We start from the raw sequence: 18,764 nt of genomic DNA on the forward strand, positions 1-18,764 counted from the left end.
ACCGCTATGAACGCTCCTTCCATCACCACCACAGCCCAGACCAATGCCGTCTCGAGGCACTTCGATCTGGCCGCGGCCTTCAAGGACGCTCTTAAGGCTGCGCTGATCACCTTAGGGTTGTCCATCCCGATCCTGTCATACAAGACGGACCAGAGCGGCGCCGATCTCTTCCTGACGCCCCGGTGGGGCCTGGTGGCCATCGTTTGCGCCATTGTGTTTGGCCTGCGCCTCGTGCTGCATGCCTATACGGCATCGCGGAACTACGCCAAGGCGACCCCGAGCGCGCGTCAGGCGACCGAACAGGTCGATGCCATGCCGAGCGCATTCCAGCGTGTGTCCAGGTTCGCCATACCGTTCTTTCTCGGAATAGCGATCGCCTTTCCGTTGCTGATCTACCTGATCCAGGGCGGCCTCAACGAGTCGCGCTACTGGGTGGATCTCGGCATCCTGATCCTCACCTACGTGATGCTCGGCTGGGGCCTGAACATCGTGGTGGGCCTCGCCGGTCTGCTCGATCTGGGCTACGTCGCCTTCTATGCGGTCGGGGCCTATTCCTACGCCCTGCTTTCGACCACGTTCGGCCTGTCCTTCTGGATCTGCCTGCCGCTCGCCGGCATCCTGGCAGCCTTCTGGGGCATGATCTTAGGGTTTCCGGTGCTGCGCCTGCGCGGCGATTATCTCGCCATCGTGACGCTGGCCTTCGGCGAGATCATCCGCCTCGTGCTCATCAACTGGGTCGACTTGACCAATGGCGGCGCCGGCATCTCGTCGATCCCGCGCGCAACCTTCTTCGGCCTGCCCTTCACGGCGGGCGAAGGTGGATTCGCAGCCACGTTCGGGCTTGAGTTCAACGGCATGCACAGGATGATCTTCCTGTATTACCTCATCCTGGCGCTGGCTCTGCTCACCAACTTCGTCACCATGCGCCTGCGCAAGCTGCCCGTGGGACGCGCCTGGGAGGCTCTGCGCGAGGACGAGATCGCCTGCCGGTCGCTCGGCATCAACACCACGAACACCAAGCTGACGGCCTTTTCCATCGGTGCCATGTTCGGCGGCTTTGCCGGATCGTTCTTCGCGGTCCGCCAGGGCTTCGTCTCGCCGGAAAGCTTCAACTTCCTCGAATCCGCGATCATCCTGGCCATCGTGGTCATGGGCGGCATGGGATCCCAGATCGGCGTGGCCATTGCGGCCATCGTCCTGGTCGGCGGCCCTGAGGTCCTGCGCAACCTCACCTTCCTCCAGTCCATCTTCGGCACAGGCTTCGACCCGAACGAATACCGCCTGCTGCTCTTCGGCGTGGGCATGGTGGCGATGATGGTGTGGCGTCCGCGCGGCCTGATTTCGGAACGTGAACCCTCAGTGATCTTGAAAGAGCGCAAGGCCATCTCGGGCTCGCTCGTGAAGGAAGGACACGGCTAATGCGCTGGCTGCAGGATCCCATCCTCGACGTACAGCATCTCACGATGCGCTTCGGCGGCCTTGTGGCCGTCAACGACCTCTCGTTCAAGGCCGGGCGCGGCGAGATCACCGCGCTCATCGGCCCCAACGGAGCCGGCAAGACCACGGTCTTCAACTGCATCACCGGCTTCTACAAGCCTACTGAGGGCATGATTGCCCTGCGCAAGCCGAACGGCTCACACCTTCTGCTGGAGCGACTGCCGGGCTTCGACATCAACTGGAAGGGCAAGGTTGCCCGCACTTTCCAGAATATCCGCCTGTTCTCCGGCATGACGCTCCTCGAGAACCTGCTGGTCGCTCAGCACAACCCGCTGATGATCGCCTCCGGCTTCACCTTCATGGGTGTCCTCGGCATTGGCGGCTACCGCAAGGCCGAGAAGGAGGCGATCGAGAAGGCCAAGTTCTGGCTGGAGAAGACCCGCCTGATCCACCGCGCCGACGAACCGGCCGGCGACCTGCCCTACGGCGACCAGCGTCGTCTGGAAATCGCCCGCGCCATGTGCACGGATCCGCTCCTGCTCTGCCTTGACGAGCCGGCCGCCGGCCTCAACCCGCGCGAATCCATGGAGTTGAACCAGCTCCTGCTGTCGATCCGTGATGAGCAAGGCACCTCGATCCTCCTGATCGAGCACGACATGTCGGTGGTGATGGAAATCTCCGACCACGTGGTCGTGCTGGATTACGGCATCAAGATTTCGGACGGCCTGCCCGTCGAGGTGAGGAACGATCCCAAGGTCATCGCCGCCTATCTGGGCGTGGCCGACGACGAGGTCGAGAAGGTCGAAGCGGAGATCGGCCTATGAGCACCGCTGGAGCAAACATCGCGATGCAGAATCCCCAGGCTTCAACTGCCCGCCAGCCGCTTCTGAGCGTGCGCGGCGTGAAGACCTATTACGGCAACATCATCGCCCTCAAGGGCGTGGACATGGATGTCAACGAGGGCGAGATCGTCACGCTGATCGGGGCCAACGGCGCCGGCAAGTCGACGCTGATGATGACGATCTTCGGCAATCCGCGGTGCCGCGAGGGCACGATCACTTATGCGGGCCGGGACATCACCAAGCTGCCCACCCACGAGATCGCCCGCCTATCGATTGCCCAGTCTCCCGAGGGCCGGCGCATCTTCCCGCGCATGACCGTCTACGAGAACCTCCAGATGGGCGCGTCCATGAACGGCTTGGCCCATTTCGACCAGGATCTCGAGCGGGTCTGCACCCTGTTCCCGCGCCTGAAGGAGCGCCTGCAGCAGCGCGGCGGCACCCTCTCGGGCGGCGAGCAGCAGATGCTGGCCATCGCCCGGGCGCTCATGAGCCGCCCGAAGCTCCTCCTCCTGGACGAGCCTTCCCTCGGGCTGGCGCCCCTGATCGTGAAGCAGATCTTCCAGATCATCAAAGAGCTCAACGAGAAGGACGGCATGACGGTCTTCCTCGTGGAGCAGAACGCCTACCACGCCCTCAAGCTGGCTCATCGCGGCTATGTGATGGTGACGGGAAACATCACCATGAGCGGCACCGGCAGGGAGCTGCTCGAAGACCCTCAAGTCAAAGCGGCCTATCTCGAAGGAGGAAATCACTGATGCAGGGCATCCTCTACGAAGAGCCGTCGTTCTGGCTTTTTCTTCTCATCACCGTGATCATGGGCGGCTGGGCGGCCTGGATGACCGGCCGGGCCATCGCCCTCACCTGGCGCCCGTTCTGGGCCCTGATCCTCTACCTGTTCATTCTGGGCGCGGCCGTACGCTTCATCCACTTCGCCCTGTTCGACGGAACCCTGCTGTCGATCCATTACTATGCGATCGACACGATCGTCCTGCTGATCATCGGCGCTCTAGGCTTCCAGTACCGCCGGGCCCGGATGATGACCACGCAGTACCGCTGGCTCTACGAGCGGAGCGGGCCGTTTTCCTGGCGGGAAAAGGCTTCTGCTACCAAGGGCTAAGCTAAAAAGATTCCAGCGTGACATTCGCTTAAAAACAAGCATGATGTCACGCGGATGGTGGGGAGAACCCGCCAAACCGGCCCCACGAGGAAGAGGGGCCTATAAAACCACCCAGAGGAGTGACCTCATGAAGAAAATGCTGTTGACCGGCGTGGCGCTTGGTCTTGGCCTCGCCTTCTCCAGCGCTGCCAGCGCCCAGATCAAGATCGGCGTTGCTGGCCCCGTCACCGGCCCGAACGCGGCCTTCGGCGCTCAGCTGAAGAATGGCGTAGAGCAGGCTGTCGAAGACATCAACGCAGCTGGCGGCATCAACGGCCAGAAGCTGCAGGTCGTGATCGGTGACGACGTCTCCGACCCCAAGCAGGGCGTATCGGTGGCGAACAAGTTCGCCGCTGAAGGCGTTAAGATGGTCGTCGGCCACTTCAACTCCGGCGTGTCGATCCCGGCCTCGCAGGTCTACGAGGAAGCCGGAATCGTCCAGATCACCCCCGCTTCGACGAACCCGCAGTTCACAGAGCGCGGCATGTGGAACACCTTCCGCACCTGCGGTCGCGACGACCAGCAGGGCCTCGTTGCCGGCAGCTATCTCGCCGACAAGTTCAAGGGCAAGAAGGTTGCCGTCGTCCACGACAAGACCCCCTACGGAAAGGGCCTTGCCGACGAGACCCAGAAGGCCATGAATGCAAAGGGCCTGAAGGAAGTCGTGTATGAAGGCGTCAACCCGGGCGAGAAGGACTACTCCGCGCTCGTGTCGAAGCTGAAGCAGGCTGGCGTGGACGTCGTCTACTTCGGCGGCCTCCACACGGAAGCCGGCCTCATCATCCGCCAGATGCGCGACCAGGGCCTCCAGTCCCCGATGATGTCGGGTGACGGCATCGTGTCGGCCGAGTTCACCTCGATTGCCGGCCCGGGCGCCGAGGGCACCCTGATGACCTTCTCGCCGGATCCGCGAAAGAACCCGAACGCGAAGGACGCCGTGGCCAAGTTCAAGGCCAAGAACTTCGAGCCGGAAGCCTACACCCTGTACTCCTACGCTGCGACCCAGATCCTGGCCGAGGCGGCGAAGCAGGCTGGCGGCACCGACGGCAAGAAGATGTCCGACGCGATGAAGGCCGGAAAGCCCTTCAAGACCGTCATCGGCGACATCTCCTTCGACAAGAAGGGCGACATCACCCGTCCGGACTACATCATGTATGTCTGGAAGAAGGGCGCTGACGGCAAGATCGACTACTCGGGCAACGAGCTCGGCATGTAATCGACCGGCCACAAGCCGAACGATTGAAAACCCGCCCTGGCAACAAGGGCGGGTTTTCTTATGACTGCCTTTTTCCGAGGATGATCTAGATTATGCCCACGCTCACCCTCTCCTTGCTCGCCGACCCTTATGCGGTCTGCCGCTTCCCGACTGGTACGCCTGTCAGGTCGCCCGAACCAGGAGGCTTCTCGCTTCTGGTGCAGGCTGTCGAGGAAACGACCCTCGTCTGTCCTCTCCACCAAGTGCCGTCTGAGGCGGAAACCGATGCGGGCTGGCGGTGCCTTCGGATCGCGCAGAGCTTCGACTTCGGTGTGCCGGGGATCCTCTCCTCCGTGCTCGAACCCCTGGCCAGAGCTGGCATTGGCATCTTCGCCACCTCGACCTTCAGCACCGATTACGTACTGGTGAAGGAGCAGGACGCGGATCGCGCAGTGGAGGCCCTGCGAGCCGCAGGGCACCGGATCGAGGTCTGACGTCAGGCCCGCTCGATCCGTGCGGCAAAGCACCCGCGCCGGGCAAAGTGGGCGTCTACATGCGCAACATCCGGGTTGGCAAGGAAGCGCTCGATCAGGCTCACCACCTCCCCGCCCTCGCCCACCTCGGCATCGACGATGAAGGCATCCGCATCGTAGGCGCGCAGGGACAGAAGCCGGTCCCGCAGCATCGGCGGCAACTCGCCTTGGTAGCTCCCGGTTCTGGCAGAGCGGCTGACGAAGATCGGTCCGGCCGACCGGTATGGTGAGCCTGGATTCGTCTGGTGAGCGTGGTTGAGCAGCAGAAGCTCCTCGCCCTCTTCAACCCGCTTCAGGGCAACCCGGCAGGGATAGAGGTCGGAGGCATCGGCGACGACACGCCGGGCCCCAAGATCCTTGAGGGTGGCTTCATCGAGTCGGAACAGTTTTGCAAAAGGTTCGGCGTCGAGGCCGCGAACATGGAATGTCATGGATGATCTCCTGTGAGAGATCACCAGAGTGGCAGCCGGACCTGAGGCCAGCCACCCGATTCCTGTGCAACCTTATCCGAGTCGCCCGAGCGCCGGAAATGCCTCCAGGAGCCAGAACGACATGTTGGTGATCCAGCCGGTGAGGAACGCGATGCCGGTCAGGACGAGGAGGACACCCATGGTCTTCTCGATCAGCGCGAAGCGGGAGCGCACGCGCTTGAGAAGCGCCACGAAGGGCTTCATGGCGAAGGCAGCGAGCAGGAAGGGAATGCCGAGACCCGCCGAATAGGCGGCCAGCAGCAGGGCGCCCTGGGACACGCTGTTCTCCGAGCCCGCCACGGTGAGGATCGCCGCCAAGACCGGACCGATGCAGGGTGTCCAGCCGAAAGCGAAGGCAAGGCCCATTACATAAGCGCCCCAGAGCCCGACGGGCCGGGTCACGCTGAACCGCGCCTCCCGGTAGAACAGGCCGATGCGAAACAGCCCAAGGAAGTGCAGGCCCATGACGATGATGGCAATGCCCGCCACAGTGCTCAGCACATCGAGGTACTGTCGGATCACCTGACCGAGAGCCGAGGCCGTAGCGCCGAGCAGCACGAATACGGTCGAGAAGCCCGCCACGAACAGGAGTGCCGCCAGGACCGCCCTCCTCCGGACGGCGCGGTCGTCGCCCGCACTCAGCTGGTCGAAAGTGGTGCCGGCGAGAAACGAGAGGTAGGGCGGCACCAGCGGCAGCACGCAGGGGCTCAAGAAACTGATAAGGCCGCCAAGGGCCGCGGCCGGGAAGGAAACGCTGAGCATGACAAGCCTTGTAGAGCATCGTGCGGAAAAGTGGATCCGGTTTTCGCTGGCGCGGCCCGCTGGGTCCGCTCCGGACGATGCTCTCATCCAAGAAGAAAGCATCGGATTCGATCCCAAAAGTGCATTCCACTTTTGGGTCCGATGCTTTAGCCCGTTGCCCTCATCGATGAAAGCCGCTGAAATGCCGCTTCGCCAGCTTGTGATGGGATCCGCTTTGCGGTTTGCTGAGGCCATGACTGAAGCTCGCAATCTCATCACCGACGTGGCAGGCCTTCGCGTCGGCAATGCCCACGACGCTGCCCTCGGCTCCGGCGTCACGGTGGCGCTCTTCGACGAGCCTGCCGTCGCATCCTGCTTTGCCATGGGCGGGGCGCCCGCCACCCGCGAGACCGATCTGCTCGATCCCGACAAGATGGTGCCCAGCATTCACGGCATCGTCCTCTCCGGCGGCTCAGCCTTCGGTCTCGATGCAGCGAGCGGCGTTCAGGCCTACCTCCGGGAACAGGGGGTTGGCTTTGCGGTCCGGGAGGCCCTCGTCCCCATCGTCTGTCAGGCCTCCAGCTTCGATCTCCTGAATGGCGGGAACAAGGATTGGGGCCGGTATCCGCCCTATCGGGAGCTCGGATTTCAGGCGGCGGAACAGGCCGGGCTCGACTTTGCCCTGGGCACCGCAGGCGGCGGCTATGGCGCCACCACAGCCAACCTGAAGGGAGGCCTGGGATCAACGAGCGCGACGACATCCTCGGGCCACACGGTCGGTGCGCTCGTGATCGTAAATGCCGTCGCCTCTGCCGTAATCGGCGACGGCCCGCATTTCTGGGCCGGAGCTCTTGAGGAGGGCGACGAGTTCGGTGGGCTGGGACTTCCCTCCCGGGTCAGCCCCGAGAGGCGCTCCCTCATCTGGAAAGGCGGTCCCCAGCCGGCCACCACCATCGCCCTGGTCGCCACCGATGCGGTGCTGACGAAGGCGCAGGCCAAGCGCCTTGCTGTCGCGTCCCATGCCGGCCTCGCCCGGGCCTTACGCTTCTCTCACGCCCTGTTCGACGGCGATACGATCTTCGCCGCCGCCACCGGGCGCAAACCCCTGCGGGACGAGGCGGCGGAGTTCACGGAAATCACGGCCCTGGCCGCCGACTGCCTGACTCGCGCCATCGCGCGCGGCGTCTACGAGGCGACAGCCCTACCCTATCCGGGTGCGCAGCCGGCTTGGCGAGATCGGTTCTCGCGAGCTTAGAATCGTTCCGCCCGATACGGCGTTGGATCGACCACCGGCTGCTCGCCCGTGATCATCTCAGCGAGCAGCCGGCCCGTAACGGGCCCGAGGGTCAGTCCGTGATGGGCGTGACCGAAGCCGAACCAGAGGTTCTTGTGCTTCGGTGCCGGCCCGATGATCGGCATCATGTCCGGCGTGCAGGGGCGCATGCCCATCCAGGGCTCCGGATCGACCCGCTCGCCCAAGGGGAAGAACTCCCTTGCGATAGGCTCGGCCCGCCCGAGCTGCACCGGCGTCTTGGGTGCATCGCGGTGGGCGAATTCCGCCCCTGTCGTAAGGCGGATGCCCTTGGACATCGGCGCGAGGAAATAGCCGCGGTCGAAGTCGAGGGTCGGCCGATTGAGCACTGCATTGCCCTGCGGCTTGTAATGCATGTGATAGCCGCGCTTGACCGCGAGAGGCAGGTTGTAGCCAAGCTGCTTCGTGACTACGTCCGCCCAGGCGCCGAGCGCCACCACGACTGCGCCGGCTTCAACCGGTCCCCTCTCGGTCTGCACCCGCCAGCCGGTTACGGTTTCCTCCAGCGACTTGGCATCGCCCGCAGCCAGTTCACCGCCGAGGCGCTCGAACAGGCTCACATAGCCCATGGTGAGCAGGTGGGGATCCGACACGGAAGCCGGATCGGTCCAGTGGATGCCGCCCTTAGTCTCCACCTTGAGGTGCGGCTCGCGCTCGGCCACCGCCCTGGTGTCGAGGGCGTCGAAGTTGACGCCGAAGTCGCGTCTCACATCCTCAGCGTCGCGGAACTGCTCGTCGCGGCTCTTTTCGTCGCGAAAAACCTTCATCCAGCCGGTCGGGCGGATCAGGTGCGTGGAGCCGGATTCCTCCGCCAGCGCCATGTGCTCGGTGACGCTGCGCTCGATCAGGGGCGCATACATCCGGGCGATCGCCTTGTGCTGGGCGGGACGCGAATGCATCCAGTACTGCCACAGGAAGGGTGCGAGCTTCGGGATCGCGGCCCAGTGATAATGGGCGTCGATGGTGTTGTTCAGCGCATAGCGCAGGAGCGCGCCGAAATCGTGCGGAAAGCCGTAAGGATAGACGCCCTCGCGCTGGATCAGACCGGCATTGCCGAAAGAGGTCTCCTCGCCGGGCTTGCGCTTGTCGATCAGCAGGACCGACCGACCGCGCTTCTGCAGGTGCACGGCAATGGACACGCCGACGATCCCGGCCCCGAGAACAACCACATCCTTACGCATGAAGCTCTGCCCCATCTCAGGCGCCCCCGGTTAAGAAAGGCGCGCTCGTATCGTTCAATCGAGGCCATCTTTACTCCTCTTGGATCGAGGCCGTCCATGGATTTCCTGTCCCAAACGGACCTCTCCCCAGGTGAGTGGTATTCGACTGGTTCATACCTTGAACGCCAACCTCCCGTTGCCGTGCGGGCGGGCTCGTGCTACCGGCGCGGCCATGACACGCCCCCTGCTCATCGCCCCCTCGATCCTGGCCTCCGACTTCTCCAAGCTCGGCGAGGAAATCCGCGCCGTCGACGCCGCCGGCGCCGACTGGATCCACATCGACGTGATGGACGGCCACTTCGTGCCGAACATCACCATCGGACCCGATGTGGTGAAGGCCCTGCGCCCCCACACCCAAAAGGTCTTCGACGTGCATCTGATGATCGCGCCGGTCGATCCCTACCTGGAGGCCTTCGCCAAAGCGGGCGCGGACATCATCAGCATCCATGCGGAAGCGGGCCCGCACCTGCACCGATCGCTCCAAACGATCCGGGCGCTCGGCAAGAAGGCCGGCGTGGTGCTCAACCCCGGCACCCATGAATCCGCCATCGAGCCGGTCCTCGACATGGTGGACCTCGTGCTGCTGATGACAGTCAACCCCGGCTTCGGCGGCCAGGCCTTCATTGCTTCAGTCTGCGAGAAAACCCGCCGGGTGAAAGCCATGATCGGCGACCGCGACATCGACATCGAGATCGACGGCGGCGTGACGGCCGAGACGGCCCCCCTCGTGGCTGCCGCCGGCGCCAACGCGCTCGTTGCCGGCTCCGCCACCTTCAAGGGCGGCCCTTCAGCTTATGCGGCCAACATGGCCGCCATTCGCGAGGCGGCGGCAAAGGCGCGTTGAGATCGCGGGGTGATCGTGCTACCGCGCGGGCATGTCCCCCGCGTGGAAGTGAACAGCCATGATCCCCCGTTACAGCCGTCCCGAGATGGTGGCCATCTGGTCGCCGGAAACCAAGTTCCGCATCTGGTTCGAGATCGAGGCCCATGCCACCACGGCACTGGCCAATCTCGGCGTCGTGCCTAGGCAAGCGGCTGAGACGGTCTGGGAGAAGGGCTCGAAGGCTACCTTCGACGTGGAGCGGATCGACGCCATCGAGCGCGAGGTCAAGCACGACGTCATCGCGTTCCTGACGCATCTGTCCGAGATCGTCGGCCCCGAGGCCCGCTTCGTCCACCAAGGCATGACCTCTTCGGACGTGCTCGACACGACCTTCAACGTGCAGCTCGCCCGCGCCACCGATATCCTGCTGCGCGACATGGACGAGCTGCTCGCCGCCATCAAGCGCCGCGCCCTCGAGCACAAGATGACGCCGACCATTGGCCGCTCGCACGGCATCCATGCGGAGCCCACCACCTTCGGCCTGAAACTCGCCCAAGCTTATGCCGAGTTCGAACGCTGCAAGCTCCGCCTCATCGAGGCGCAGCGGGAGATCTCGACTTGCGCCATTTCGGGCGCCGTTGGCACCTTCGCCAACATCGATCCGAGCGTCGAGGAATACGTGGCCGAGCAGATGGGCTTGGCTGTCGAGCCGGTCTCAACCCAGGTCATCCCCCGCGACCGGCACGCCATGTATTTCGCAACGCTCGGCGTCATCGCCTCCTCCATCGAGCGCCTGGCGACGGAAGTCCGGCACCTGCAGCGCAGCGAGGTTCTGGAGGCCGAGGAGTTCTTCTCGGCAGGTCAGAAGGGCTCGTCCGCCATGCCGCACAAGCGCAACCCGGTGCTGACTGAGAACCTAACGGGCCTTGCCCGCATGGTGCGTGCCTATGCCATGCCGGCCATGGAAAACGTGGCCCTCTGGCACGAGCGGGATATCTCCCACTCCTCCGTCGAGCGCATGATCGGGCCCGACGCTACCGTGACCCTGGATTTCGCCCTGGCGCGGCTGACCAACGTCATCGACAAGCTCGTGGTCTATCCGGAGAACATGCAGAAGAACCTGGACCGCCTCGGCGGCCTCGTTCACTCCCAGCGGGTTCTGCTGGCCCTGACCCAGAAGGGCGCCTCACGCGAGGATGCGTACCGGCTTGTCCAGCGCAACGCTATGCCGGTCTGGCGCGGAGAAGGCGACTTCCTCACGCTCCTGAAGAACGATGCGGATGTGACGAAGTACCTGTCGCCGGAAGAAATAGAGACCTGCTTCGATCTCGGCTACCACTTCAAGCATGTGGATACGATCTTCACGCGGGTCTTCGGAGCTGGCAACACTTAGCTGAAAGGCTGGCAATACTTCCCGGAATAAGCAACAATTCCCGCCTCAGGAGATCAATGGCGCGGGAACTGCTGCCATGCTGTCGGATAAGATCCTCTCTCTTGCGTTCACACGGGCCGTGAAGCACGGCACCTTGGAGATGACCACGGCCGAAGGCGAGCGATCCACCTTCGGAGACGGAACCGAACCCCGAGTCTCGATCCGATTTGCGGACGCCGCAGCCCAGATGGCCCTGTGTCTCCACCCCGAATTGAAGCTCGGTGAGCTCTATACGGAGGGCCGCCTCGTCATCGAGCAGGGCACGATCCTCGATCTGCTCCAACTCCTCCTCCAGCACACGCATGGCCAGCTGGATGAACTGCCGCTCCAGCGCCTGCGCAAGATCCGCCACTGGATGATGCGCAGGGCCGAGAACGATGCAGCCAAGGCCAAGCGCAATGTCGCCCATCATTACGATCTCGACGGCCGCCTCTATGTCCTCTTCCTCGACAGCGACCGCCAATATTCCTGCGCTTACTTCGATCATCCCGATGCCAGCCTGGAGGAGGCTCAAGCAGCCAAGAAGCGGCATATCGCGGCCAAACTGATGGTGGACCGGGGCCACAGCGTGCTCGATATCGGTTCCGGCTGGGGCGGCATGGGGCTTTACCTGGCGCAGGTCGCAGGCGCCGGCACGGTCAAGGGTATCACTCTCTCGGAGGAGCAGTTCGAGGCCTCGCGCCGTGGGGCGGCCGGAGCGGGACTGCTCGACCGGGTCCGTTTCGAGCTCGAGGATTACCGCTCCACCACAGGCACCTTCGACCGCATCGTCTCGGTGGGCATGTTCGAGCACGTGGGTCCGCCCTCCTATGACGAGTACTTTCAGACGTGTCGAAGGCTCCTGAAGGAGGACGGGGTCATGCTCCTCCACACCATCGGACGCTCCGGTACGCCCTACCCGGCCAATCCCTGGATCACGAAATACATCTTCCCAGGCGGTCACTTGCCCGTGCTGTCGGAGATCATGCCGGCCATCGAGCGAGCCGGGCTGATCGTGACCGACATCGAGATCCTGCGCCTGCACTACGCGTATACCCTGCGGGCTTGGCGCGAACGTTTCCTGGCCTATCGTGAGGAAGTCTTGAAGCTCTATGACGAACGCTTCTGCCGGATGTGGGAATGCTACCTCGCCATGTCGGAATCCGTCTTCCGCTGGCAGGATGCGGTGGTGTTCCAGGTTCAGCTCGCCCGGCGCAACGACGTGGTGCCCCTAACCCGCGGCTACATCGCGGAGCGTGAAGCTGCCCTCAAAGCGGCCGAGGGCATGGAGTTGAAGCGGAGCGCTTGAACGAGCCTGACGGGGCCTTTATCTCCCGGGCATGAAAACCTCCGATTGCGACATCCTCATCGTTCCAGGCTACACGAATTCCGGTGCAGACCATTGGCAGAGCCGATGGGAGCGCCAGCTCTCGACCGCGTGGCGGGTCGAGCAGGAGAACTGGGACGCTCCCGATAAGGACGCCTGGGTCGAGCGCATCGCCCAGGACGTGAAGCGCGCCGAAAAGCCCGTCGTGCTGGTCGGCCACAGCCTCGGCGTGCTCGCCATTGCTCATGCGGCCCCGCTCCTGCAAAGGGGCAAGGTCCAGGGCGCCTTTCTGGTCAGCATGCCGGATGTGGAGCGCCCCGACTTCATCCCTGCTATCGATCGCACCTTCGCGCCGATCCCGCGCGATCCCTTCCCGTTCCCGTCGGTTCTGGTTGCGAGCCGCACCGACCCACATTGCGACTACGCCAAGGCGGAGGACATCGCCTATGCCTGGGGCGCGGCCGTGGTCGATGCGGGTGATGCCGGCCACCTCAACACGGAAAGCGGCCACGGCCCCTGGCCCGAGGGGCTGATGCGGTTTGCGGGATTCCTGAAGCGCCTGTGAGGCGCTTCTCACATGACGAAAAGTTCATGCGGCCGCCACCTCGGTGAGATCAGGTTAAGAGCAATCTTGTCCTTATCGTCACTACGGAGGATATCCGCATGAAAACAATCGCCACCATCGCTCTTGCGGCCCTGCTGGCCGGCTCCGGGACCTATGCTCTGGCGCAGCCAGCGCCGGCACCGGATGCGCCGGCTGCCTCGCAGGATCAGAGCCGGCAGGACCGCCGTCCCCGCCTGAGTCAGGACGACTTCAACCGCCTCGTGGACGCCCGCATCGCCTCCATCAAGGCCGGCCTGAAGCTGAGTGCCGATCAGGAGCGCCTCTGGACGCCTGCAGAAACCGCCATCCGCGCGGCTGCGAGCGAGCGCTTCACCCGCATGCAGGAGCGCCCCGACCGCGACGAGCGCCAGTCCATGGACTTCATGCAGCGCCTCGAGCGGCGCAGCACCATGGTGTCGGAACGAGCCCAGCGCTCGATCGCCGTTACGACGGCTCTTCGCCCCCTCTGGGACACGCTCACCGAGGACCAGAAGCGGATCGCTCCGCGCCTCCTGCGTGAGGCCGTCAACAACGATGGTCCGCGCTGGCATGATCGCGGCGGACGCCAGGGCCGTGACGGTCGTGGCCATCACCGCATGGGCATGATGGAGCATGGCCGCGGCGGAATGGATCGAGGCGGCCCGCGTGGGCCAGTTCAGCAGTAAGCCTGCATAAGCAAAAAGGCCGCCCAATGGGCGGCCTTCCTGTTTTCGAAATCGGCTTCGCGATAATTAGCGCGAATAGAACTCGATCACGAGGTTCGGTTCCATCTGGACCGGGTACGGCACTTCCGACAGGGTCGGGATGCGCGTCACGCGGGCCGTCATCTTGGAATGATCGACCTCGATGTAGTCCGGCACGTCGCGCTCGGCGAGCTGGCTCGCCACCAGGACGACCTCGAGCTGCTTCGACTTGTCCTTGACCTCGATCACGTCACCCGGCTTCACGAGATAGCTCGGGATGTTCACGCGGCGGCCGTTGACCTTCACGTGACCATGGTTGACGAACTGACGGGCGGCGAAGGGGGTCGCGACGAACTTCGAACGGTACACGACCGCGTCGAGACGGCGCTCGAGCAGGCCGACCAGGTTCTCACTGGAATCGCCCTTCTGGCGGATCGCCTCCGCGTAGTAGCGGCGGAACTGCTTCTCGGTGATGTTGGCGTAGTAGCCCTTGAGCTTCTGCTTGGCGCGCAGCTGCGTGCCGAAGTCAGACATCTTGCCCTTGCGGCGCTGGCCATGCTGGCCGGGGCCGTATTCGCGGCGGTTTACAGGGCTCTTCGGGCGGCCCCAGATATTCTGACCCATACGGCGGTCAAGCTTGTGCTTGGCCTGAATGCGCTTCGACATCGCTGTTCCTCTTTGTTGTCGAATTTGCGAGGAACGCGCCCTCCTCTTCCCTTTCGGGACGACAGGCCGACCGAAGCCGGGCCACGGGAGCGTAAAAAGTTACGCGGCCCGTGAGGACCGCGCGAACGGGTGGGGTTTAGGCGGAAAATGCAGGAAAGTCAATCAAAGAGTGCCGCCGCGTTCATCACCCCACGAGCAGCGGCATCTCCTCGATGGCCACAACCGGCAGGCCCTTGTCCTGCAAGGCTCCCCTCAGGGCGGGACTGATCCCGGAACCGCTGGTGAACACGGCCACGGCTTCGTTCTCGTCTGCCTCATGTCCAGGGACAGGCTGCCCAATCAGTTGCGTCACCCGGCGGGCGATGGCCGGGGCCGGATCGATCCAGTTCACCGGCCAGGGCGCGAGGGCCTGGAAGCGCGGCAGGAGCAGCGGGTAGTGGGTGCAGGCAAGGGCCACGACGTCGGTCCGCCCGCCCTCGTCCGCGACGAAGCAGGGCTGCAGTTCGGCCATCAACTCGTCGTCCGAGACGGGTTCGCCGGCCATCTCGGCCTCGGCGATGCCCGCGAGACGGCGGGAGCCCACGAGATTGACCCGGCAGCCCGCCGCGTAGGTCTCGATGAGGTCGCGGGTATAGTCCCGGGCCACGGTGCCGGGTGTCGCCAGCACCGTGACGTAGCCTGTCTGCGTCATCTGAGCGGCCGGCTTGATGGCCGGAACGGTGCCGATGAAAGGTACGGAGAAGCGCTCGCGTAGATGCGGCAGCACGATGGTGGATGCTGTGTTGCAGGCCACCACCACGAGGTCCGGATCGTGCAGGGCGATCAGGCGCTCCATCACGCTGACGACCCGCTCCGCCAACACCGCCTCGCTCAAACGTCCATAAGGAAAGCCTGCATCGTCCGCCGCATAGACATAGCGGGCATCGGGGCGAACCTTCAGGATCTCCGAGAAGACCGTGAGGCCACCGAGGCCTGAATCAAAGACGAGGATGGTGGGAACGGGAGACGGCATGACGGCAGGATTATAGGTCGCACCCGCCAGAAGATCGACACGCATGACACACCTTACGAACGCAACTTACCGATGAAGTCCGATAATCCCTGCTTGGTTTCCGGAGGCGCCATGTTCAGCCTGCGGCGCGGCCCTGGCTCTTCCTTCTTCTCCGGACCTTCGGCCTTGGGCATCTGCGCCGAGAGGCGCCGCACGGGCCAGCCGTCGCTCCAGGTGCCCATGTCGACGAACTTCGGATCGCGCGTGAGTGCGGCGGCATCCTTGCCGGCAAACGCCGCCTCAGCGGCGATGTCGAAGGTCTTCCAGTAGGCAAGGTAATCGAGGGTGTCGGTGCCGTTGTTGCCGAGCAGCTGGGTCAGAATGGTCTGCGGGCCGGAGAGAGCCATGTCGGCGCTCCAGCGCCACGTGTTCTTCTGCTTCGGGTCCCGGGGTGGATCGGGCGGCAGCTTGATGGCAGCAGCATCGTAATCCGCCTTCGGCGAGCCTGGAGACGCGAGCGCTGCCGTGATTGCCGGAAAGCCGTGGTCGTCGGAACCGGCCCGCATGAAGAGCTTGCGGTTGACTGGCACGGCGCTCGCCTGCTGGAGGATGAGCCGCGAGGCGCGATCGGCAGGCAGGTAATCCCTGTCGCCGCTCATGGTGATGATCAGGGTCTGCGGATCGATGGTCGAGAGGTCCCGCAGGAGAATGCCGCGCTCCTTCTCGTTGGCGGCGATCCCACCCGGCATCAGTCCGAAGATCAGCTTCGGTGTCGGCACCTTGCCCGCGCCGGCACCGGCCGCGAGGTTGAGCGCAAGCGGCACGCCCGCCGAGTGGCCGATGAGGGCGACGCGCTCCCGGTCAGGCTTGGCGTTCGGATCATTGGCGAGCTCCGCCAGGGCGCTCTCGATCAGGGTCTCGGCCAGATTGGTGGCGTCAGCTGGCCGCGACCGGTTCACGTCCTGGAAACGCGGGAACAGCACGAGATACCCTTTACGGGCGAGATGCTCGATCCAGCCGCCGTAGAGCGCTGGGTTCACCGCGCCCCAGGAATGGAGAAAGATCACGACAGGGCGGGGTCTTGCGGGGGTATCGCTGCCGTGGAACACAAAGGTTCCGGCGCTTGCCGTGCCGACCGCGCGCTTGATGACTTCTGTCACCTTGTAGTCGCGTCCGCCCGGTCCCTGCTCGGGTTGCTGCGGCGGAGTTGCCGCCTGCGCCCAAGGGGCAGCAAGGGAGACGCCAAAGACCAAGGCAGGCAGCAGAAAGCGGCGCATCGTCGTCTCGAACTCTTGTACAATCGGGCACATAGAGCCCAGCCGTTATAAAGCCACGATTTGCTTAAGGTTTTCTCAACCTGCGTCCTTCCGCAAGGGCACGAATCGCCCCACGCAGGGTGCGCACCTCCTGCTCGGTCATTGCAAGGCGGTGGAAGATGTCCCGCATGTTGCGGGTCATGATCGGCTTCTTGTCCTCAGGATAGAAGTTCACCGCCTCGAGCTGGGCTTCGATGTAGTCGAAGAAAGACGTCACCGACTCCCGAGTCGCCGGCGGGGAGATTCTGCCGCCCTCGAACGGCAGCGCGCCGCCGGTGGCGAGCTTGTACCATTCGTACGAGACGAGAAGGACCGCCTGCGCTAGGTTGAGCGAGGAGAATTTCGGGTCGACCGGGAAGGTGATAATAGCGTCCGCCAGCGACACCTCGTCGTTCTCGAGCCCGGTGCGCTCGCGCCCGAACAGGATGCCGACGCCCTGCCCTGCACCCAAACGTTGCTGCGCCTCCTTCATGGCGGCGTCCGGCGCGAAGACCCGTTTCATCTGCCCCCGCTCGCGGGCCGTGGTGGCGAAGACGAAATTCAGGTCGGCAATGGCCTCGCGGGCCGTGTCGTAAAGAGTCGCCCCTTCGAGCACATGGGTCGCGCCCGAGGCCGCCGAATGGGCGCCCTTCTTGGGCCAGCCGTTGCGCGGCGAGACGAGGCGCAACTCCGACAACCCGAAATTGGCCATGGCCCGGGCCACCATGCCGATGTTTTCGGCGAGCTGCGGTTCCACGAGGATGATGATCGGTCGGGTCATGAGACGTTCGGGAGAAGCAAATGGAGGTCGGATGCACCTCCCATACAGCGAAAGTCACTTCCCCGCCTAGGCGATCAACGCAGTGACCTCACACAAAGCAAAGCCTCCCCGACTTGCGTCAGGGAGGCGCTTCACACGCGAGATAGGACGCTTACCAGCAGCCCCAGCCGCAGTAATAGCTCGGACGGGCCACAGCGGCACCGAGCACGGCACCGCCGACGACGCCGACCGCGGCACCGGCTGCGGCCTGGTTGGCGGCGGCGTTCGACTGGGCGACGTTGTTCCGGTAGCCCGCATTCACGCAGCGGGTATAGGTGGCCGTGCCGGGTTTGAGACCGGTTTCCCGGCAGACGGATTCGGCATTGCTCATGGATTGTTCGGTCGTCTGGCAGCCGGCCAGAACCAAGGCCGTCGCTCCGAGAATAAACGCAAGACGCATGTCAGCTCCCTTATGTTGAACCATGTCTCCGATGGCATTGTGCTTTCGGCTTTGCGCCTCTTGCCCCTGAGGAAACCGTCGGAACGGGATGATCTGAACTACGGTTAAGCTTGGCCTGCCGTGCGGCAGCACACGCGATGCGGCGAATTTTCTCGTTTCGGGAACTTGAACCCACAGACGTCTCTTACTTCCTTCATCAAACACGTTAGATCGTGACTTTCGAACCCAAGCTGTGAGGTTGTCGGGTACCGCTTTTGCGTCCTCTTGCGGGAATTGTGGTGTGCCTGATCGTCTGGTCAGTGGACCAGTCGGCGGCGGCGCCTCCGGGGCCAGGATCGTCAGGAGCCCCCACGCCCCTGTTCCACGGGAACTGGTGCGGAGTGGGGGACGTGAACCGGGCCTCTCCCGTCGATGCGCTGGACGCTGCCTGCCACGCCCATGATCTGTGCTACGAGCGGGTCGGCCGCGGTGACTGCCAATGCGACAAGGCCCTCCTCAGGGCGACCGCGACCTTGGTCAAAAATCCCAGAATCCCAGAGACAGTCCGTAGCAAGGCCGCCACCGTGAATTCGCTCTTCAGCGCGACGATCTGCACCGAGACCGAGAAAATGCCACGCCGGGCGGGACAGGGCTGAATTCCTTTGCCGCCCCCACCTTCCCCCCTGGCCTCAACCGCGCTATAGCCCCGGCAACCCTCCTGCCGCCTTGGCAGGACTGTTCCAGCTCTTCAAGCGCAAGGTGAGATCATGGCGAAGATCAAGGTTGCCAATCCGGTCGTCGAACTCGACGGCGACGAGATGACCCGCATCATTTGGCAGTTCATCAAAGACAAGCTGAT

General features: G+C 64.0%; 21 protein-coding genes. 13 read left to right on the forward strand and 8 right to left on the reverse strand.

Features of this window, described 5'->3' with window-relative positions:
- Window positions 1–6 precede the first annotated feature (6 nt).
- The 6 genes from livM (at window position 7) to VB618_RS18475 (ending at window position 5,124) form a co-directional block, all read left to right on the forward strand.
- Window positions 7–1,419, forward strand: a complete 1,413-nt coding sequence (livM, locus tag VB618_RS18450) for a high-affinity branched-chain amino acid ABC transporter permease LivM (RefSeq protein WP_329798201.1) — start codon at window positions 7–9, stop codon at window positions 1,417–1,419.
- Entirely contained in the window at window positions 1,419–2,261 is an 843-nt protein-coding gene (locus tag VB618_RS18455) for an ABC transporter ATP-binding protein (RefSeq protein WP_329798202.1), read from the forward strand. Before livM ends, VB618_RS18455 begins: the two co-directional genes overlap by 1 nt.
- Window positions 2,258–3,034, forward strand: a complete 777-nt coding sequence (locus VB618_RS18460; RefSeq protein ID WP_329798203.1) for an ABC transporter ATP-binding protein — start codon at window positions 2,258–2,260, stop codon at window positions 3,032–3,034. The genes VB618_RS18455 and VB618_RS18460 overlap by 4 nt, the downstream gene beginning before the upstream one ends.
- A complete protein-coding gene (locus VB618_RS18465) occupies window positions 3,034–3,396 on the forward strand; it encodes a DUF6867 family protein (RefSeq protein ID WP_329798204.1) in 363 nt (120 codons plus the stop codon). Before VB618_RS18460 ends, VB618_RS18465 begins: the two co-directional genes overlap by 1 nt.
- A 127-nt stretch (window positions 3,397–3,523) precedes the next feature.
- On the forward strand, window positions 3,524–4,651 hold the full coding sequence (locus VB618_RS18470) for a branched-chain amino acid ABC transporter substrate-binding protein (RefSeq protein ID WP_329798205.1): 1,128 nt from the start codon (window positions 3,524–3,526) through the stop codon (window positions 4,649–4,651).
- Between the two features lie 92 nt (window positions 4,652–4,743).
- On the forward strand, window positions 4,744–5,124 hold the full coding sequence (locus tag VB618_RS18475) for an ACT domain-containing protein (protein WP_329798206.1): 381 nt from the start codon (window positions 4,744–4,746) through the stop codon (window positions 5,122–5,124).
- Window positions 5,125–5,126: 2 nt separating this feature from the next.
- Here VB618_RS18475 and VB618_RS18480 read toward each other — a convergent pair whose 3' ends face one another.
- Window positions 5,127–5,594, reverse strand: a complete 468-nt coding sequence (locus VB618_RS18480; RefSeq protein WP_329798207.1) for a DUF1203 domain-containing protein — start codon at window positions 5,592–5,594, stop codon at window positions 5,127–5,129.
- A gap of 72 nt (window positions 5,595–5,666) precedes the next feature.
- On the reverse strand, window positions 5,667–6,395 hold the full coding sequence (locus tag VB618_RS18485) for a cytochrome c biogenesis CcdA family protein (RefSeq protein ID WP_329798208.1): 729 nt from the start codon (window positions 6,393–6,395) through the stop codon (window positions 5,667–5,669).
- A 232-nt stretch (window positions 6,396–6,627) separates the two neighbouring features.
- Here VB618_RS18485 and VB618_RS18490 point away from each other — a divergent pair, with 232 nt between their 5' ends.
- On the forward strand, window positions 6,628–7,629 hold the full coding sequence (locus VB618_RS18490; protein WP_329798209.1) for a P1 family peptidase: 1,002 nt from the start codon (window positions 6,628–6,630) through the stop codon (window positions 7,627–7,629).
- Here VB618_RS18490 and VB618_RS18495 read toward each other — a convergent pair.
- Window positions 7,626–8,867 (reverse strand): NAD(P)/FAD-dependent oxidoreductase, encoded by a 1,242-nt coding sequence (locus VB618_RS18495; RefSeq protein ID WP_329798210.1) that lies wholly within the window; start codon window positions 8,865–8,867, stop codon window positions 7,626–7,628. The two genes, VB618_RS18490 and VB618_RS18495, sit on opposite strands and share 4 nt — an antisense overlap.
- A gap of 211 nt (window positions 8,868–9,078) precedes the next feature.
- Here VB618_RS18495 and rpe point away from each other — a divergent pair, with 211 nt between their 5' ends.
- The 5 genes from rpe (at window position 9,079) to VB618_RS18520 (ending at window position 13,736) form a co-directional block, all read left to right on the forward strand.
- On the forward strand, window positions 9,079–9,750 hold the full coding sequence (rpe, locus tag VB618_RS18500) for a ribulose-phosphate 3-epimerase (RefSeq protein WP_329798211.1): 672 nt from the start codon (window positions 9,079–9,081) through the stop codon (window positions 9,748–9,750).
- Window positions 9,751–9,808: 58 nt separating this feature from the next.
- A complete protein-coding gene (gene purB, locus VB618_RS18505) occupies window positions 9,809–11,122 on the forward strand; it encodes an adenylosuccinate lyase (RefSeq protein ID WP_329798212.1) in 1,314 nt (437 codons plus the stop codon).
- Window positions 11,123–11,198: 76 nt separating this feature from the next.
- Window positions 11,199–12,449: a cyclopropane-fatty-acyl-phospholipid synthase family protein gene (locus VB618_RS18510; protein WP_329798213.1), complete on the forward strand. Its 1,251-nt coding sequence runs from the start codon at window positions 11,199–11,201 to the stop codon at window positions 12,447–12,449.
- Window positions 12,450–12,480: 31 nt separating this feature from the next.
- On the forward strand, window positions 12,481–13,032 hold the full coding sequence (locus VB618_RS18515) for an RBBP9/YdeN family alpha/beta hydrolase (RefSeq protein WP_329798214.1): 552 nt from the start codon (window positions 12,481–12,483) through the stop codon (window positions 13,030–13,032).
- Window positions 13,033–13,130: 98 nt separating this feature from the next.
- Window positions 13,131–13,736 carry a Spy/CpxP family protein refolding chaperone gene (locus VB618_RS18520; protein ID WP_329798215.1) on the forward strand — a complete coding sequence of 202 codons (606 nt, stop codon included), beginning with the start codon at window positions 13,131–13,133 and terminating at the stop codon, window positions 13,734–13,736.
- 66 nt (window positions 13,737–13,802) lie between these two features.
- Here the strand turns inward: VB618_RS18520 and rpsD are convergent, their stop codons facing one another.
- The 5 genes from rpsD to VB618_RS18545 all read right to left on the reverse strand — a co-directional run bounded on the left by rpsD (window position 13,803) and on the right by VB618_RS18545 (window position 17,926).
- Window positions 13,803–14,420 (reverse strand): 30S ribosomal protein S4, encoded by a 618-nt coding sequence (gene rpsD / locus VB618_RS18525; RefSeq protein WP_329798216.1) that lies wholly within the window; start codon window positions 14,418–14,420, stop codon window positions 13,803–13,805.
- A 184-nt stretch (window positions 14,421–14,604) separates the two neighbouring features.
- Window positions 14,605–15,477: a glutamate racemase gene (gene murI, locus VB618_RS18530; RefSeq protein ID WP_329798217.1), complete on the reverse strand. Its 873-nt coding sequence runs from the start codon at window positions 15,475–15,477 to the stop codon at window positions 14,605–14,607.
- 8 nt (window positions 15,478–15,485) lie between these two features.
- Entirely contained in the window at window positions 15,486–16,688 is a 1,203-nt protein-coding gene (locus VB618_RS18535; protein WP_329798218.1) for an alpha/beta hydrolase family protein, read from the reverse strand.
- Between the two features lie 64 nt (window positions 16,689–16,752).
- Window positions 16,753–17,487: an RNA methyltransferase gene (locus tag VB618_RS18540; RefSeq protein ID WP_329798219.1), complete on the reverse strand. Its 735-nt coding sequence runs from the start codon at window positions 17,485–17,487 to the stop codon at window positions 16,753–16,755.
- Window positions 17,488–17,638: 151 nt separating this feature from the next.
- Window positions 17,639–17,926 (reverse strand): hypothetical protein, encoded by a 288-nt coding sequence (locus VB618_RS18545; protein WP_329798220.1) that lies wholly within the window; start codon window positions 17,924–17,926, stop codon window positions 17,639–17,641.
- Between the two features lie 299 nt (window positions 17,927–18,225).
- Here VB618_RS18545 and VB618_RS18550 point away from each other — a divergent pair, with 299 nt between their 5' ends.
- Window positions 18,226–18,561, forward strand: a complete 336-nt coding sequence (locus tag VB618_RS18550; protein ID WP_329798229.1) for a phospholipase A2 family protein — start codon at window positions 18,226–18,228, stop codon at window positions 18,559–18,561.
- Window positions 18,562–18,764 lie beyond the last annotated feature (203 nt).

The organism is Microvirga sp. CF3062, from assembly GCF_036314045.1.
Classification (GTDB): domain Bacteria; phylum Pseudomonadota; class Alphaproteobacteria; order Rhizobiales; family Beijerinckiaceae; genus Microvirga.

Excerpts from the sequence above, each read along its gene's own strand:
- murI (WP_329798217.1), bottom strand. The coding sequence starts at position 15,477 with ATGCGTGTCGATCTTCTGGCGGGTGCGACCTATAATCCTGCCGTCATG.
- VB618_RS18510 (WP_329798213.1), top strand. The coding sequence starts at position 11,199 with ATGCTGTCGGATAAGATCCTCTCTCTTGCGTTCACACGGGCCGTGAAG.
- VB618_RS18535 (WP_329798218.1), bottom strand. The coding sequence starts at position 16,688 with ATGCGCCGCTTTCTGCTGCCTGCCTTGGTCTTTGGCGTCTCCCTTGCT.
- VB618_RS18540 (WP_329798219.1), bottom strand. The coding sequence starts at position 17,487 with ATGACCCGACCGATCATCATCCTCGTGGAACCGCAGCTCGCCGAAAAC.
- VB618_RS18545 (WP_329798220.1), bottom strand. The coding sequence starts at position 17,926 with ATGCGTCTTGCGTTTATTCTCGGAGCGACGGCCTTGGTTCTGGCCGGC.
- VB618_RS18495 (WP_329798210.1), bottom strand. The coding sequence starts at position 8,867 with ATGCGTAAGGATGTGGTTGTTCTCGGGGCCGGGATCGTCGGCGTGTCC.
- VB618_RS18455 (WP_329798202.1), top strand. The coding sequence starts at position 1,419 with ATGCGCTGGCTGCAGGATCCCATCCTCGACGTACAGCATCTCACGATG.
- VB618_RS18490 (WP_329798209.1), top strand. The coding sequence starts at position 6,628 with ATGACTGAAGCTCGCAATCTCATCACCGACGTGGCAGGCCTTCGCGTC.
- livM (WP_329798201.1), top strand. The coding sequence starts at position 7 with ATGAACGCTCCTTCCATCACCACCACAGCCCAGACCAATGCCGTCTCG.
- VB618_RS18480 (WP_329798207.1), bottom strand. The coding sequence starts at position 5,594 with ATGACATTCCATGTTCGCGGCCTCGACGCCGAACCTTTTGCAAAACTG.
- rpsD (WP_329798216.1), bottom strand. The coding sequence starts at position 14,420 with ATGTCGAAGCGCATTCAGGCCAAGCACAAGCTTGACCGCCGTATGGGT.
- rpe (WP_329798211.1), top strand. The coding sequence starts at position 9,079 with ATGACACGCCCCCTGCTCATCGCCCCCTCGATCCTGGCCTCCGACTTC.
- VB618_RS18520 (WP_329798215.1), top strand. The coding sequence starts at position 13,131 with ATGAAAACAATCGCCACCATCGCTCTTGCGGCCCTGCTGGCCGGCTCC.
- VB618_RS18460 (WP_329798203.1), top strand. The coding sequence starts at position 2,258 with ATGAGCACCGCTGGAGCAAACATCGCGATGCAGAATCCCCAGGCTTCA.
- purB (WP_329798212.1), top strand. The coding sequence starts at position 9,809 with ATGATCCCCCGTTACAGCCGTCCCGAGATGGTGGCCATCTGGTCGCCG.
- VB618_RS18470 (WP_329798205.1), top strand. The coding sequence starts at position 3,524 with ATGAAGAAAATGCTGTTGACCGGCGTGGCGCTTGGTCTTGGCCTCGCC.
- VB618_RS18475 (WP_329798206.1), top strand. The coding sequence starts at position 4,744 with ATGCCCACGCTCACCCTCTCCTTGCTCGCCGACCCTTATGCGGTCTGC.
- VB618_RS18515 (WP_329798214.1), top strand. The coding sequence starts at position 12,481 with ATGAAAACCTCCGATTGCGACATCCTCATCGTTCCAGGCTACACGAAT.
- VB618_RS18485 (WP_329798208.1), bottom strand. The coding sequence starts at position 6,395 with ATGCTCAGCGTTTCCTTCCCGGCCGCGGCCCTTGGCGGCCTTATCAGT.
- VB618_RS18465 (WP_329798204.1), top strand. The coding sequence starts at position 3,034 with ATGCAGGGCATCCTCTACGAAGAGCCGTCGTTCTGGCTTTTTCTTCTC.